Consider the following 16,606-nt stretch of genomic DNA (forward strand, 5'->3'; position numbering starts at 1 on the left):
CACCTTCCAGGTGCCATGGCTTCGACCGGGCGACCCCCTCAATCCGAGAACGGGTTCCCCAGCTTGTAGCTGATGTATTCGTTCGCGAAGTCGTCGCCGACGACCATCTCCGGGTTCCCGTCGCCATCGGTATCGCCGAAGTCGATGCAGTAGACCCCGAGCAGGCTGATCGACGGACCTTCCTCCTCGCCGCCACCGCCATCGGGATCGAGGTCGATGATCTTGGGCGTCGAGGTCCCCGCACGGACATACAGGTGGTATCCCGCCTCGTAGCCGCCGGCGATGATGTCGAGTAAGCCATCGCCGTCAAAGTCCTCGCAGGCAATCGCGTCGGATCCCTCGGACGTGAAGCTGCCAATATGCACCATGGCCGCACCGAAGCTTCCCGAGCCGTTGTTCAGATAGACTCGCAACTCGTCATCCACCGGATCCTCTTCTTCGAACTTCGCCACCGAGATGATCAGATCGAGATCAAGGTCGCCATCGAGGTCGGCCAGTTTCAGGTCGGTCGGCGAGTCGTCGGGATCGATCCCGCTGGCGAAAGCCACCGGCACACCGAAGGTTCCGTTGCCCACGTTGAAAATGAGCTCGTCCCGTGTGGCGATGTCGATGGTGCCGTTGCCATCCAGATCTCCCAGATCGTAGAAGGCCGACTCGAACATCGGCGGAGCGTGGGGAATCGTGATGCTCGTCGGGTAGGCCGTCCCGCTGCCGTCACCGAACAACACGAGGATTTCCGAGTCGGTGCCGATCACGAGGTCAAGGTGGCTGTCGACCGCCGGGTTCATGCTCGCGATGCCGATCCACTGACTCGGATTGGTGTGGCTGAGGGTAGTCGTGGAGTGCCCGGTATAGCCACCCATCCCGTCATCCGAGGAAAGGAAGACGTAGGACTTTCCGATCTCACGCGGACTGGCCGCGGCGACGTCGTCAAACCCGTCGCCATTCAGGTCGCCGATGGCGAGATGCCGCGGGTAGCTTCCGTCCTCCGGCCAAGGGATCACCATGCCGGTGACTCCGGTGAAGTCGCCGCTGCTGTCGCCTTCGAGAAGCTGGATGACCGTCTGCTGGCCGCCGAAATCGGACTGCATCTTCACCAAGTCGGCGTGGGCGTCGCCATTGAAGTTGGCGATCCGGATATCGAGGATCGGCCCACCCGGTGTGTAGTCGCTGGTGAAGAACTCGAGGCAGGGCAGCGGACAAGGAGCCGTTGCCAGATCGAAGAAGTTCCGGATGTCGCTCAGGGCCGCCGTCGGAGCCGCGGTTCCGGTATCGAGGGTCCATAGTTCGCCGCCGGGGCCGCCCGTGGCTTCGGCGGCAAACAGCGTACCGCTGCGATCGAAGGCCAAGCCGAACAATGGCGATTGACCGGTCTGCCCGAAGGTCTGCACCAGCCCGCCGGTGGTTGGATCAATTTCCACGAGGTCGTCCCCGCCGGGCGGATTCCCCACGCATGCCAGCAAGGTTCCGGCACCCGTGAAGGTGAGCGAATGAATGGGCGTCGCCAGCGGCGCACCGACCAACGACACCGAGGCGTCGGACGGGTCGATCCGCAGCAGCTGCCCGGTATTCACCAAATCCGGTCCGGAAACCGTGAGCTGCGATGAATAGAGCATGCCATCCGCCGGGTTGTAGGCCAGCGGACCGCCAAGAACCCCTCCCGGCAGTGTGCCGATCGGCGTGGACGTGTCGGTCAGCGGTTCGTAGGTCGAAAGGGTTCCTCCGCTGAGCACATACATGTCTGCCAAGGGATCAAAGGTCAGCCCGAAGCCGAAGCCGCCGGCGGGATGGCCGAGCATGCCGATGCGGTCGTTTGCGACATCGAGGATCGCCAACCGGGTGCCGCCGGTGAAGTCGCCGTTCAAGGCAACCAGCACGGTGCCGACCGGCAGTTCGGTCGGTGTTTCGAACTGCCAACCCGGATCGGTTCCCAGGATCAGTTCGACGCTGTCCGACACCCCGTCGCCATCGCTGTCGAACTCGTTCGGGTCGGTGCCCTCGACATTGACTTCGTCGCCGTCGGAAAGCCCGTCACCATCGGTGTCCGGATTCGTCGGATCGGTGCCGAGCGTGACTTCCTCACCGTCATTCAGACCGTCGTCGTCGCTGTCGGGGTCGTTCGGGTCAGTGCCGAGGTCGGCCTCGTCGCCATCCGACAGCCCGTCGCCGTCGGTATCGGTGGAAATCACGAGAATCGTCCGCGGCGGACCGAAGTTGGTGTCGATGACATTGAATCCTTCCTCGAGAAGCACCACACCGTCGTAGCGGTTGGTGTCTTCGTCGTACTCGATCGGAACCGCACGGAACGACGGCACCGCGTCGGGGTTGGTGATGTAGGCCGACGGCGTCGCGCGACCGCCACCGAAAGGAGCGTAAACCAGCCGGGTTCCGACCATCCGCAGCACCCGGCGGTCGGTGGTCTTGGTGTAAAAGGTCGAGGGATCGAAAAGCGGCCCCCGATACTCGGCAGGAAGCGTCGGTCCGTCGGACAGCCAGTTGCGATGAAGCCCGGCATTCATCGTGCCGGCACCGGGATCGATCTCGACGAATCCCGTGACGCCGCCGCGGCCACCGCGGTATTCCAACTCGGAACCCGAGGGGAGGAAGACACCGTCGTTGCCGTTGAGCGAGAGTGCGCCGCCTCGCCCGCCGCCGCCACCACCGCCGGCGAAGCATGGAATGCCGCTTCCCGATGCGATGGGAGTCACGTTGATGCCGAAGACCCGCGACTTCACCCGGTAATCCGAGGTCGTGGAGCCGTTGCCGCCATCGCCCCCCGAGGTATCGATCCGCCCCCTGACCGTCACGTTTTGTGCCGAGCTCAGCAGCACCGAGTGGCCGCCGCTGCCGCCGGCACCTCCGCCGCCGCCATCGACCTGGAATTCCACCCCGTTGCCGAACAGCGTGAGGTTCACATGGAAGCGCCCGGCGCCGCCACCACCGCCACCCGCATTCGTATCCACGCCCGGCTGGGCGGAAAGCCGTGCGCCGAGGCCACGCCTGCCGAATGGCTCCGCACTCGCGAGATCATCGATGGCATTCACCGCATTCACAATCTCTCCCGCCGCCTGAGCGCAGGCGAATCCTCCACTGACCACGCAGTCCGCGATCCTTGAGATCAGCCCTCCGACGTCGATCTCGACCGACTTCCCCGCCCCTCCGCCGAAACCTGCGGGCCGCTGCGCGCTGTCTTGGGTCGGCACTCCGTCGGTTCCCTGATTCTCCTCCGCACCGCGATCCCACTGCACTCCGGGGAGCAGGAAAAACGAACCCGGGCCCTTGTCCTGCCCTTCGCCACCGCTGCCGGCTCCGAGAATTCCGGTCGCGCCGACGCGCTGGGCGCCGTCGGCCCCATCCTCTCCCGCGGCATCGATCTCGCCGTCGATCACGATCGGCCCGGTGGTGGTCAGATCCACGTCTCCGGACAGCACCGTGATCTTGGCGGACGCGGGCACGACCACCGTCGAGTAGGTCTTGGCCGGCCAGTCGATCGCGGTCATTTCCTGACCCGGGGTCAGGATCAGCTCATCCAGCCCGCGCACCTGGAAACTGACGTCCGCGCTGCCGAACCCGGGACGCGTCAGACGGATCGTGAACATCTCGTTCTGGCCCTCGGCCAGCGAGGGAAAGGCACCGATGAAGAGCGTGAAACCGGCGGTGGTCCCGCCGTTGGTGAACAACGGCCCGGCCGTCAGCAGATCGGTCGGTTGCAGACTGCCGTCGAGCAGTTCGACGACGAGGTCGTCGTCGAAGTCGGTGCCCTCGATCTTGATCGGAATCCGCTCGCCCTCGTAGCCGTTGATGGGAGAAAGCACGGTGATGATCGGCGCCACCGCCGGCGCCCCGGCCACCGCCGCGTCGTCCTCGACAACGTAGGTCGAGAAGTGGTCCGTCTCCCCACAAAGCAGACTCCCGCCATCTTCCGACACGGTGCCGGTCAGTCCTTCGTCGACATAGTTGACGCCGTCGAAATACAGCACATCGAGCACGGTGCCCGGCTCGTAGCCGCGGGTCAGCGGCAGCCGGATCTCGACCGGTGAATTGAAGACCAATCCCGGCGGCCCGAAGGTCGCGCCACCGAGCACCCGCTTGCCCGCACGGGGCGCGGGAAAGTCGGAATTCGCCAGCGTCTCCACGCTGATCACCGTGTCCGCCGGCAGCGCGTTGGCACCGATGTCGATCGATGACCTCGCATCGCCCGAAGCCACCACCGCCCCGGCCGAGGCCCGCACGAGCCCGCCACCGGGCGGCACCGGACTGGGGCAAACGGTCAGCGTGAAGTCGTCGAGCACCGACGGATCGGCATCGAGGCGGGCCTCGATCACGACGTCGAACTCCTCATCGACCAAGGCCGGCGCGGCATACACACCATCGCTGCCGATCGTTCCCACCTGAGCGTTGCCGCTCTCGATGCCATCGGCGAACCACGTGACGGTTCCACCGTCCTCAGCACGCAGGGACGTCCGGACCTCGAATGCGAACTCGTCGCCCTCGCGAAGCTTCGGCACATTCTCACCGTCGATCGCGATTCCGTCCTCGGTGAAATCCAGCGGCTGCAAAGGCCGTAGGCTGACCTCGAGATCGACGTCATAGACATCCGTCGCGGTGATCGCCCCGGCGCTGGTCCGGATGATGATCGGACCGGAGTAGGCACCCTCCGGGATCGAGAAGCGTAGCGCGCTGATCCCGTAGAAGTTGACCGGACAGTCCTGGCCACCCAGCTCCACGGTGACATCCTCGTTCGCCGGATCCGGGAACACCCCGCTGAGCAGCACCTCGTCACCCCACGCTCCGGACACCGGATCGATGCCCGTCACGATCGGGGTGCGCTGCATGCTGAAGTTGAGGTTCAGCAATTCGACGGTGGTCGACCGCATCACACTCGCGTGCCCCTCGACATCGAACAGCGTGACCTCAAAACTATAGATGCCGTAGCTCGAATCGGAGCGGAAGCGGTAAGGACGGAGGAGCTTCTGGTTGATTCCTCCATCAGGAAGCTCCGACCACGGAATCTCCACCGTCTCGTTCGAGCCTCCCGGAAGCGTGCTCTTCAACCGGATCCGGTCGATGTCGCCATCGGCGTCGAATGCGTTGATCGTCAGGTCGGGATAGGTGACATCGAGCGGACCCTGCGGTCGCGCGATCCGGGGGCTCTGCCGCTGCAGATTGGAAAAAACCGGCGCGCTGCCGGCCCCGCCACCAACCACTTCGATCGTCACGGTCACGGAGCTGCTGGCATTGCCCAGCGTGTCGATCAGCGTGAGGTCGTAGGTGGTCACTCCGTAAGGCAGCTCCGCCACTTCTGGGTGGATGGTCGCGCTGCCTGAGGGCACTTTCGGAATGCCCCACTCCTCGATCGGCAGGTCGGTGGTGCGTGTGCCGAGCGGATTGGTCGTCACCACCCGGAGGAGCTCGATATCCCGGTCGACATCGCTCCAATCGAATGTCAGGGCCGGACTGCCGTCCGGGGCCGTCTGCTGGCTCACCGGCAGCACGTTGCTCAGCACCGGCGCGTTGTTTCCGATCACACCGATGAAGACCGCCTGCACGTCACTCATGCAGGGTGTCCCGTCGTCCGTCACCCGGATGTGGAATTCATAAGCCGCCGGCGCATCGCCGGTGGTGGTGGCCAGCGAGAACGCGCCGCTCACCGGATCGAGAGTCGCTGCCGCCGGCGCTCCGGGTTCCAGCGTGTAGGTCAGCGTGTGACCTTCAGGATCGGTCGCGGAGGCCACGAAGTTCAGGGTGTTCCCTTCGACGACCCAGAACGGATCGAAGGGCGGAAGGAAGGGCCCGGCATTCGTATCTTCCCAGAGCTGCCGGTGATTGCGGACCACCAGCTGGTCGAAACGACCGGCGGCCGGGAACTCGCCGGTGTCGTTCGCGGAACCGAGCCAGAAGTGGGTCGGCGCACCGCCTTCCTCCAGCGACCATCCCCCCTCGGCCCCGCCTTCGCTGATCCGTTCGCCATTGATGAAGACCTGCAGCGAATCGGTCGCGCTCGAGTTGTCCCAGGTCGCGCGGATGTGCACCCACTGGCCGGCCGTCCACAGGCGCAGGCCGGCGGCCGACTGGATCACCTCAAGCCGCGACGGCGTCGCCACCGAGAAGTAAAGCACATCCGACTCCTCCAGAGTCAGCGACGGTGTCCCGCCGTAGTTGCCCATGGTGAAGAGCACCCGCAGCGTCGAGTCCGCGTCCGAATCGACTTCCGGCAAATACCAGAACTCCACCTCCCCGTGGTCGAGGTTCAGATTCGGCGTCCCGGAGACCGGAAAACGGACAACCTTTCCCGAGCCCGACAGCGTCGCGGCATCGCCGTCACGACCGAGCGCGAAATCAGCAGGGTCGAGCGTCGTCGTTCCGCCCGAACCGAAGATCGGCGACGTGATCTCGGCACCGCTGCCCAGGCCCGACTCCAGCGTGCCCACCACGACCCGGAAACGGACCCGCACGAACTGCCGCTGTGCGTCCTCAACCGCGACCTTTCCCTGATAGGTGACATCTTCCATGCCGTTCGGCAGGCGGGTCGGTTCACCGACGATCTCCAAGCCATCCGACGACCAACCGCTTTCCAAACCCGTACTGATCTCCGGGATGACGGCGACCGCGGGATTGTCCCGCCGCCGCACAAACCCGAACCGCACCCAAGTGTCGCCGTCCTCGAAGAACTCGAGTTGCGGAAGCAATGCGAGATCGTTGGCCGCGATCGATCCGCCGAGGCCATACTCGACCAAGGCGCTGAGCCCGTCGTTCTCCCCATCAGAAACCGCATCGGCCGGATCTCCGGGATTCAGCCCCTGACCCGTCTCCCAATCGTCAGGCAACCCGTCGCGGTCCGCATCCGGAAGAAACCCCGCCCCATGCAGCCACCCGAAGCAAGCCAGCCAAATCGTCAGGACTTTCCAGCCCGATCCACACGTCTTCACGGATAAAAAAGAGCCCGATTCCACGGCTTGCGGTCAAGATCCTGCCCGCAACGCATGCGTGAACCGCTTCAAGGCGCCGGGACTTCGGGAAAAACCGCGAAGGCGACGATGAAACTCCCGTCCAGCTGACCATTGCCGTTTGCGTAACAGTACGCAGGATCAGCCCACTCCACCGACACTCTCCCCCACCCACTTCAAGTACCCCGCCGCCCCGGCCTCGACCGGGATCGCGAGGACCTCGGGCGTGTCGTAGGGATGCAGCTCCAGAATGGCAGACTCCAAAGAAGAGTAGCCCTCGCGGGTCGTCTTGATGACCGCCAGCACCTCCGCATCCTCCTCGATCTGCCCTTTCCAACGGAAAATCGAGCGCACGCCGGGGACCAGATTCACGCAGGCGGCCACTTGCTTTTCCACCAGCACTGCGCCAATCTGACGCGCCGCCGCTTCATCGGGGAAGGTGCAAAGAACGACCAGAACATCAGCTGCCATCCCCGATTCCTACCAACCCCGAGCCCGCAACTGAACTGCCAAGACGCCAAGGACGCCAAGTTTTCATGATCTTTCCCTCCCATCTTCGCGCCTCGGTGCCCTTGCGGTTCCACTTTCCTGTCCGCGCGTGAAATCCGGCTTCCTCGAAAAGCTCCTCGCCCGTCTCGACCGGATCGACCCGGCCGAGGCGCAGCAGCTCCTTTCCCGCCTGATCCGGGAAAAGGGCTTCCTCGAGCAGGTCTTCGAGGCGCTGCACGAGGGCGTGATCGTGCTCGATGAGGAAGGCTCCGTGACCTTCATCAACGGCGCCGCGCAGAAGTTCTTCGGGCTCGACGACGACATCCTCGGCGAGTCGCTGGTCGAAAGGATCCCCGGCCTCGAGTGGGAGGCCATCGCCAAGCCGGGCAAGACGGTCTCGCGCGACCTCGAGGTCTTCTACCCGGAGAACCGCTACCTGAATTTCTACCTCTCTCCGATCGCCTCAGCGGTCGGCGGCGGGAACTTCGGCTGGGTGATGCTTGTCCGCGACCAGACCGCCAGCCGCCAGGAAGCCGAACACCATCTCGAAAGCGAGCGCCTCAACGCCCTCACCCTGCTCGCCGCCGGCGTCGCCCACGAGATCGGCAACCCGCTGAACTCGCTCGACATCCACCTGCAACTGATGGAGCGCAAATTGCGGAAGCTCCCGCCCGGCGATCGCAAGCCTCTGGAGGAACATCTGGAGACCTCCCGCCGCGAGATCCAGCGGCTCGATACCATCCTGCGCCAGTTCCTCGAGGCGATCCGCCCGACCACCCCGCACCGCGAGCCGTGCGTGCTGCACGATGTCCTCCACGACACCCTGAAACTGCTCGAGCCGGAGCTCGCGTCGCGCGAGATCAAGGTCGAGCTCGACCTCGCCACCGACTTCCCCCCGCTCCAACTCGACGCCACCCAGTTCCAGCAGGTGTTCTACAACCTGCTGCGCAATGCCTACCAAGCGCTTCGCGGGCCCGGCGGACTGATCCGGATCACCACCGACTTCAACGACTACGAATGCCGTATTTCCATCTCCGACAACGGTAGCGGCATCTCGCCCGAGCAGATGGGCTCACTCTTCGAGCCTTACCGCACCACCAAGCAATCCGGCACCGGCCTCGGCCTGTTGATCGTCCGTCGCGTCATCCGCGAACATGGTGGCGAGATCGAGATCGAGAGCGAACCCGAGGCCGGCACCACCATCCACATCCACATCCCCCGCGGCCCCAAACCCGTCCGTCTCCTCGAATCCTCCGACCGCGTGATCGATATCGATTGAGTTGCAGATACGTGAACCGCCAAGACGCCAAGGCCGCCAAGTTTGAAATGTTATGAAGCACGGAATTGATGAGATCGCGCGGGATGTCGTGGATGCAGCATTCAAAGTGCATTCGAATCTCGGTCCAGGGCTTTTGGAGAGCGCCTATGAGGCCTGTCTTGCGCATGAGCTTGGTCTGCGAGGTCACAAGGTGGAGAAACAGATGCCGCAGCCGATTACCTATGAAGGGCTCATGATCGAAGCGGGCTACCGTCTCGACCTGCTCGTTGACGGAGAGTTGATCATCGAACTCAAGGCGGTAGAGCAACTCCTTCCGATTCATCATGCCCAGGTCATGACCTACCTGAAACTTTCGAGAAGAACTCTCGCGCTTCTCATCAACTTCAACGTTCCGCGGATCAAGAATGGGATCCGACGAGTCGCGCTCAACCACCCTGAATAACAACCCCCTTGGCGTCCTTGGCGTCTTGGCGGTTCACCTTCCCTTCCGCAACCCATGACCCCCACACTGCTCATCGTCGATGACGAGAAAGCCACGCGCGACGGACTGCGTGCGGCGCTCGAGGAGGAATTCGACGTTTTCGTCGCGTCGAACCTCGACGAGGCCACCGCCATCCTGAAGGCGGATCCACCCGATCTGATGCTCACCGACCTGCGGCTCGGCGGCGACTCCGGCATGGACGTCCTCGACGCCGCCCTCTCGATCAAGCACCCGCCCGTCTCGCTCATGATGACCGCCTACGGGTCGGTCGATACGGCGGTCGAGGCGATGCGCCGCGGCGCGTGGCACTTCGTCACCAAACCGCTCAATCTCGACGAGGTCGAAATGCTCCTCAAGCGCGCGCTCCGCAGCAGACGCCTCGAGACCGAGAACCAGCAGCTTCGCGAACAGGTCCCCGATCCCGCCAATCTCGGCCGCCTGACCGGCAAGTCGGCCGGGATCCGCCGGGTGATCGAAACCGTCAAACAGGTCGCCCCGACCCGCGCCACGGTGCTGATCGAAGGCGAAAGCGGCACCGGCAAGGAGGTCGTCGCCCACGCCATCCACCAGATTTCCGGCCGACCGGCGGAAAAGATGGTCATCGTCCACTGCGCCGCCCTCTCGCCCCAGCTCCTCGAATCCGAGCTCTTCGGACACGAAAAAGGCGCCTTCACCGGCGCGGCCCAACGGCGGATCGGACGCTTCGAGCAGGCCGACGGCGGCACGCTTTTCCTCGATGAGATCGGGGAAATCGACTCCGCCACGCAGGTCAAACTGCTCCGAGCCCTGTCGGAGCGGACGATCGAGCGGGTCGGCTCGAATGCACCGATCAAGGTCGACGTCCGGGTGCTCGCCGCCACCAACCGCGATCTCGCCTCGATGGTCGAGGCCGGAGATTTCCGCGAGGACCTCTATTTCCGGCTGAATGTCGTCCGCGTACTGATGCCACCCCTGCGCGACCGGGCCGAGGACATCGTGCTGCTGACGGGCGGATTCCTGAAGGAATTCGCCGAGGAAAACGGGCGACCGGTGAAGCCTCTGACCGACGAGGCTCTCGACCTTCTCCAGCACTACACATGGCCGGGGAACGTCCGCGAGCTGCGGACGGCCATCGAGCACGGCGTGGTGATGTCGAATGACGCGGTCATCGACGTACGGCATCTGCCCTCGGCCTTGCGTGGCGGATCCCCCGCGCCGCGCCCGGATTCCTGCGGGAAAATCACCCTTGCCGCCCCCCCTGAATTCAACTTGCATGCGCTCGAAATCCGAACCATTCAGGCCGCCTTGTCGGAAGCCAATGGCAACCGCACCCGCGCCGCCGAACTCCTTGGCATCAGCCGCCGCACGCTGCAGCGCAAACTCAAGGAAATCGAAGGTTAGGACGCCCCCCGCCCCTCTCCATCCATGAACAAAGCCTTTCAAACCCTCGACGGCGCGCTGATTGTGCGCCGCCTTCTGTTTTTCGTTCTTCTTTTCGCGCTGTCCTGGGTGCACCTGCTGGTCCTCTTCCGCGGCCTCGGCACGGAGCAGGCGATGGACCAGGCTCAGATCGCCCGCCAGGTCGCCCGCGGCGAAGGACTGACCACCAAGAACATCCGGCCGCTGGAGCATCACCTGGCGGAGACCAAGGAGGAGACCACCGTTCCGCTCGTCGGCCTGCGCGACACCTATCACTCGCCTCTCAACCCGCTCGTCCTGGGTGCCGTCTTCAAGCTCGTCGGTGCCGACGATTTCGAGGCGTGGGAGATGAACAAGAAGGAGCTCGTCTATCCCCTCGACCGGGTCGTGGCGCTGGTCTCGACCCTTTTCTTCCTGATGGCGATAGGGGTCACCTACCTGCTGGTCAGTCGAATATTCGATGGCAAGATCGCGGGGGTCACGGCGCTGTTAATGCTGCTCTGCGACATGTTCTGGAAGTACTCGCAGAGCGGCCTGCCGCAGATGCTGCTTCTGCTGCTCTTCAGTTGCGGCCTCTACTTCACCTACCGCGCGGTCGAGAGTCAGGAAGAGGGCCGGGCCTCGATGGCCCAGCCGCTGATCGCGGCCGCGTTCTTCGCGCTGATGGTGCTGACCCACTGGATCACCGCGTGGATCTTCTTCGGCTATCTGATCTTCGCCGCGATCGCCTTCCGCCCTCGCGGCATCGTCGCGCTTTCCTCGCTCGCCGTTCTGTTCATCGCGGTGGTCTATCCGCTGTTCCGAATGACTCAGATCACAGGTCAGCCGTTCGGCGTCGCCCGCTTCGTCTTCTACAACGGTCTCGCCAACGGCACGGAGTCGGAGATCATGCGGACCCTCGATCTCAACGCGAATCCGCTGCTCATCGACGGGCTTCTCCTGAAGATTCTCGGAACGACCCTCGTCCAGGCGACCGACCTCATTCCTTTCCTCGGCGGCATCCTCGCCGCACCGATTTTCTTCATCGCCCTGCTACACCCCTTCAAGCGGGATTCGATCGCGCGCTTCCGCTGGCTCATCGCGGCCATGTGGTTCTTCGGAGCCATCGGGATGGCGATCTTCGGCATCAGCAGCGACGGCCTTCACCCGAACCAGATCCACCTGCTGTTCGCGCCCATCATGGCCGCGTACGGGCTGGCGTTCCTCTCGATCCTCTGGAGCCGGCTCGAGTTCGTGTCCTCGACCCCATTCCTGAAGAACGCCCACTACATTGTGATCGTCGCCCTCTCGGCGGCTCCGATCATCCTCAACCTGCCGAAAGAGGTACGGATGTACATTCAGGTTTCGGACAAGGGCGGATGGCCCCAGTGGCCACCCTACTATCCGCTGATCCTGAACAAGGGCATGTCAAAGTGGGTCGAAAACGATCCGCTGCAGTCGGAGATCGCGATTTCCGACCAGCCGTGGGCAGTGGCGTGGTACGCCGATGTCAATTGCCTATGGCTGCCCCGGTCGAAGGATGACTTCCTGAAACTCGACACCCAGGCGACCGATCTCGGCACGCGCTTCTCCGGAATCCTGATAACACCGCAGTCACGCGACAAACGTCCGAGCATCGAAGTCGCGGCCGAATACGGCGACTTCGCCGCTCTCGTCCTCGACGGACGGGTCGCCACGATCACCGGTCCCACCCCCTCCCAGCCGGGCTTTTCGATCTACGACAAGGCGGGATCCATCAGTGAGATCTACCGCCGGTTCCCTTACCGCACCCCGCTTTTGCGGCAGGAAATGGTCTACTACAGCGAGGGCCAGTTGAAGGAATCCAGCCTCGACGAGTAATGCCCCGCAAGAAGACCGCCAGCCCCGCGCCCGAAGAGACCAGCTTCGAGGAGTCGATCGCCGAACTTGAGGCGATCGTCGCCGCCATGGAGGAGGAATCCCTCCCGCTCGAGGAACTGGTCGCCAAATACGAGCAGGGCAACCGCCTGCTGGGCCGCTGCGAGGAAGTCCTCAACTCCGCCCGCAAACGCCTCAAAACCATCGCCTCCCGCAGCCGGGAAGCCGAATCCGAGACTCCGGACGATACCGGAAACCCCTTGACCGACGACGCGTCCGCCGACACGGACCTCTCCGACGACGATGACGACATCCGCCTCTTCTGAGCCCCCGCATCTTGGCCCCCTTCTCTCCGAAATCCGCTCGCCGGAGGACGTGAAGGCGCTGGATGAGGCGGATCTGACCAAGCTCGCCCAGGAGATCCGCGACGCGCTCATCACCAATCTCTCGCGGACCGGTGGCCACCTCGGACCAAACCTCGGCGTGGTCGAACTGACGATCGCCCTCCACCGGATCTTCTCGACCCCGAAGGACAACTTCGTCTTCGACGTCGCCCACCAAGGCTACGTCCACAAGATGCTCACCGGCCGCGCCGACCGCATCGACACGATCCGCACCTACCAAGGCCTCAACGGATTCCTGCTGCGCACCGAGTCCGAACACGACTGCTACGGCGCCGGCCACGCCGGCACCGCACTCTCCGCCGCGCTCGGCATGGCCGCCGCCCGCGACCTGACCAAGGACGACTCGCACGTCGTCGCCCTCGCCGGCGATGCCGCCTTCACCTGCGGCCCCACCCTCGAGGCACTCAACAACATCGCGGAAACCACCAAGCGGTTCATCGTCGTGCTCAACGACAACGAATGGTCGATCGACAAGAACGTCGGCGCGATCGCCCGCTACTTCAACGCGCTCCAAACGCACTCGACCTACGCGTCGGTCCGCAACAAGGCCGCCGACTTCGTCGAGTGGATCGGTGGCAAGGCGACCCGCAACCTCGCCCACAAGGTCGAGCAGGGCGCCAAGAACCTGCTCTTCCCGAACGTCCTCTTCGAGAAGTTCGGCATCCGCTACTTCGGACCGATCGACGGCCACGACCTACCCTTGCTGATCCGGACCTTCGAGCACCTCAAGGGCCTCAACGAGCCGGTCGTGCTCCACGTAATCACCGAGAAAGGCCGCGGCTACCAGCCGGCCCTCGACAACCCCGGCAAGTTCCACGGACTCGGCACCTACAAGATCGAGGACGGCTCGACCGATACCTCGAACACGCCGACCGCCTCGGAAATCTTCGGCCGCACGGTGACCGACCTCGCCAAGGAGGACGAGAAGCTCGTCGCGATCACCGGTGCGATGCCCGGCGGCACCAAGCTGGACATCTTCAAGAAGGAACTCCCGGAGCGCTACTTCGACGTCGGCATCGCCGAGGAACACGCCGCGCTTTTCGCCTGCGGCCTCGCGACCCGCGGCATCCGTCCGTTCCTGGCGATCTACTCGACCTTCATGCAGCGCGCCTACGACATGATCATCCATGACATGGCGCTGCAAAACCTGCCGGTCCGCCTGTGCATGGACCGCGGCGGACTGTCCGGCGACGATGGCCCGACCCACCACGGCCTGTTCGACATCGGCTACCTGCGCCCCGTTCCCGGCATCATCCACATGCAGCCGAAGGACGAGGCCGAGTTCGTCGCCATGCTGAAATGGATGGCCGCCTACGATGACGGCCCGACCGCCATCCGCTACCCGCGCGGTCCGATTGCAGGCACTCCGGTCGACGGCCCCTGCGCGCCGATCCAACTCGGCAAAGGCGAGCTCATTTCCGAAGGCACCGACGTCGCGCTGATCGGCCTCGGCACGATGTTCGAGATGGCCGTCGAAACGAAAGCCAAGCTCGAAGAGCGCGGCCTGTCGGTCTCGCTCGTCAACCCGCGCTTCATCAAGCCGCTCGACACCGAGCTGCTCGAAAAGGTCGCCCGCTCAGCCAAAGTCGTCTGCACCTTCGAGGACCACGTTCTGATGAATGGCTTTGGCTGCGGCGTCATCGAACACTTCCACGACGCCGGCATCGACACCCCGGTCGAGCGCATCGGCTGGCCCGACGAATTCGTCGAGCACGGCAAGATCGACATCCTCCGCAAGCTCCACGGCCTGACCGTCGAGAACGCCGTCGAGAAGATCTCGAAGCACGTCTAAACGAAGGTAGGGCCAAGCGCCCCCGCTTGTCCGCCGCCAAGCTTGCGTCCGGCCCTCCCCTCAAACCGACCCCGGTCGGCCGGGGGTGTCCGACCCTACCTCTCTCCCGAATTCCTTCGCCCCTTGGCGCCTTTGCAGTCCAATCTGCAACTGCTCCATGCTTTGGCTCCAGAAACTCCTCAACCCCACCGTCATCACCATCCGCGATGGCCGGGCGTCCATGGCCAAGGGCCGTATCAGCGGCCGTATCATCCGCGACCTCGACGAGATCCTCGCCGACTTCGGCATCACCCGCGGAACCATCGCCATCGACGGCACGGGACGCATCCAGCTCTCGAGTTCGATTCCTCCGTCCGCCCACCAGCGTCTCCGGAACCTTCTCAGCGGCACCTGACTCACGGCTTGTCATCCCCCACCGCGAATCGAATGGTTTCGGGAAATGGCAACCTATCAGATCGGCGGGCTTGAGAACTGGAAACGACGGGCGGGCATCTGGGGCGCGATCGGCGTCGTCGCCGCTCTGGCTGCCAAGACCTCGATCTTCCCGTGGGTCATCCTCGCGGTGATTCTCGGTGCGGTCGCCGGTTTCGTCTCGCTCCAACTCGTCGACAAGAACCGCGCCGTCCTTGCCAACATCCCGGGCTATGCTGGCATCGCGATCTTTGTCGCCGCCGCCCTCACCCTCGACGGCAATCTCTCCGCCCTCGCCTATCTCTCGCTCGGATCCCTTTTCGTCACCGCGGAGGTGCTCGTCTTCGGCCTGCTCGGCGAACGACTGGTGAAGCGCCTCAACCACCGCGACCGCGACAAGCTCGCGACGATCGAAAAGATGCTGCAACCGGCGCCACCACCCGAGCCGCCATCTGCCGACCTGCAGGCGACCTTCCTCGCCGCGCTGCCCGACTCGCTCCGTCCGCTCGGCGAAGCCGCCTGCCAGCCGGTCATTATCGCGAAACCATTCCGCTCCCTCGATTCACTGCCGCCCGACAGCTCGTGTCTCTCCGGCGCTCCGCTCCTCGACCCGTCCGACTCGTGGCCCGCGCGTGCCGGAAAGCCACTCGACTTCCTCGCCCGGATCAATCTTGCCGAGTTGCCGCCAACTTCCATGCCCCGCCCCGAGTCCGGGCTGTTGAGCTTTTTCTACGACACCGACGAACAGCCATGGGGCGGCGAAGCGGAAGACCGCGATGGCTTCGTCATCCTCTACCACCCGGATCCGGCGAAGCTCCAATCCGTCAACCCGCCCGGCACCGGCGCTCACCCGCCGCTCCGCAAGCCGGTGCGCTTCGAGGTAACGCCCGCCTTCTCCCCATCGCGCGAATTCGAGGATGCCATCCACGACCTCGCCGACTCCGAAGACGTCACCAACGCCGAGGAAATCGACGAACTCTACGAAACGCTGCTCGAGTCCGGCCCGTCCGATTCGCACCGCGTCCTTTCGCCGCCGGTGCCTATCCAAGACGACATGACCTGCGAGCTCGAAACCGCCACCCGTGTCCACGGCCTCCCGGCGGATACCGAGTGGCAACTGCTCCTCCAGCTCGACTCCGACCCGGACCTCGGCTGGTGCTGGGGCGACGCCGGGATGCTCTACTTCTGGATTCCCCGCGACGACCTCGCCGCCGCCCGCTTCGACCGCTGCTGGCTCGTCCTCCAATGCACCTGATCATTCACTTTCAATCATCGGACCCGTGCACCACCTCGAACGTCACGCCGCCGAATGGATCGAGGTCCGATCCGGCTGCCTGAAGATCCGCAAGGGCAACCCGGGCGTCGCCAAACTCCGCGAGATCCGCGTGCTGATCGAAATCGACGACTTCCCGAGCCACACCGCGTTCTGGATCACCCGCGCCCGCACCTTCCACTGCAAGCCGAACTTCCCGCCGGCCCTGCGCGAAGAACTGCGACGCATCATGCTCGGCTAGCCCGCATGTTTCACGAAGTGAAGCATGCGCTTTTCGCCGGTGGCTGTTTTACAAA

Annotated in this window: 11 protein-coding genes; 9 read left to right on the top strand and 2 right to left on the bottom strand. The window is 64.2% G+C overall.

Annotated features, from left to right (window positions below):
• Nucleotides 1-38: 38 nt before the first annotated feature.
• Complete coding sequence (locus tag HAHE_RS06700; protein WP_338689627.1) at nt 39-6,929, bottom strand: FG-GAP-like repeat-containing protein; 6,891 nt, start codon at nt 6,927-6,929, stop codon at nt 39-41.
• A 159-nt stretch (nt 6,930-7,088) separates the two neighbouring features.
• The gene (cutA, locus tag HAHE_RS06705; RefSeq protein ID WP_338689628.1) at nt 7,089-7,418 is read right to left on the bottom strand and encodes a divalent-cation tolerance protein CutA; all 330 of its coding nucleotides are present in this window, start codon (nt 7,416-7,418) and stop codon (nt 7,089-7,091) included.
• Between the two features lie 127 nt (nt 7,419-7,545).
• Between cutA and HAHE_RS06710 the strand changes: the two genes are divergently transcribed.
• The 9 genes from HAHE_RS06710 to HAHE_RS06750 all read left to right on the top strand — a co-directional run bounded on the left by HAHE_RS06710 (nt 7,546) and on the right by HAHE_RS06750 (nt 16,551).
• Nucleotides 7,546-8,715: a two-component system sensor histidine kinase NtrB gene (locus HAHE_RS06710; RefSeq protein ID WP_338689629.1), complete on the top strand. Its 1,170-nt coding sequence runs from the start codon at nt 7,546-7,548 to the stop codon at nt 8,713-8,715.
• Between the two features lie 52 nt (nt 8,716-8,767).
• Nucleotides 8,768-9,157 (top strand): GxxExxY protein, encoded by a 390-nt coding sequence (locus HAHE_RS06715; RefSeq protein WP_338689631.1) that lies wholly within the window; start codon nt 8,768-8,770, stop codon nt 9,155-9,157.
• A gap of 54 nt (nt 9,158-9,211) precedes the next feature.
• Nucleotides 9,212-10,576, top strand: coding sequence for a sigma-54 dependent transcriptional regulator (locus HAHE_RS06720; protein ID WP_338689632.1), 1,365 nt, complete (start codon nt 9,212-9,214; stop codon nt 10,574-10,576).
• Nucleotides 10,577-10,600: 24 nt separating this feature from the next.
• Complete coding sequence (locus HAHE_RS06725) at nt 10,601-12,433, top strand: ArnT family glycosyltransferase (RefSeq protein WP_338689634.1); 1,833 nt, start codon at nt 10,601-10,603, stop codon at nt 12,431-12,433.
• Nucleotides 12,433-12,756, top strand: a complete 324-nt coding sequence (gene xseB, locus HAHE_RS06730; RefSeq protein ID WP_338689636.1) for an exodeoxyribonuclease VII small subunit — start codon at nt 12,433-12,435, stop codon at nt 12,754-12,756. The genes HAHE_RS06725 and xseB overlap by 1 nt, the downstream gene beginning before the upstream one ends.
• Entirely contained in the window at nt 12,734-14,626 is a 1,893-nt protein-coding gene (gene dxs, locus HAHE_RS06735; RefSeq protein WP_338689638.1) for a 1-deoxy-D-xylulose-5-phosphate synthase, read from the top strand. Before xseB ends, dxs begins: the two co-directional genes overlap by 23 nt.
• A gap of 157 nt (nt 14,627-14,783) precedes the next feature.
• Entirely contained in the window at nt 14,784-15,020 is a 237-nt protein-coding gene (locus HAHE_RS06740; protein ID WP_338689640.1) for a hypothetical protein, read from the top strand.
• A gap of 45 nt (nt 15,021-15,065) precedes the next feature.
• Complete coding sequence (locus tag HAHE_RS06745) at nt 15,066-16,292, top strand: YwqG family protein (RefSeq protein WP_338689642.1); 1,227 nt, start codon at nt 15,066-15,068, stop codon at nt 16,290-16,292.
• Between the two features lie 25 nt (nt 16,293-16,317).
• Nucleotides 16,318-16,551, top strand: coding sequence for a hypothetical protein (locus HAHE_RS06750; protein WP_338689644.1), 234 nt, complete (start codon nt 16,318-16,320; stop codon nt 16,549-16,551).
• The last annotated feature ends 55 nt before the right edge of the window (nt 16,552-16,606 follow it).

Origin of the sequence: Haloferula helveola (assembly GCF_037076345.1) — a bacterium.
Classification (GTDB): domain Bacteria; phylum Verrucomicrobiota; class Verrucomicrobiia; order Verrucomicrobiales; family Akkermansiaceae; genus Haloferula; species Haloferula helveola.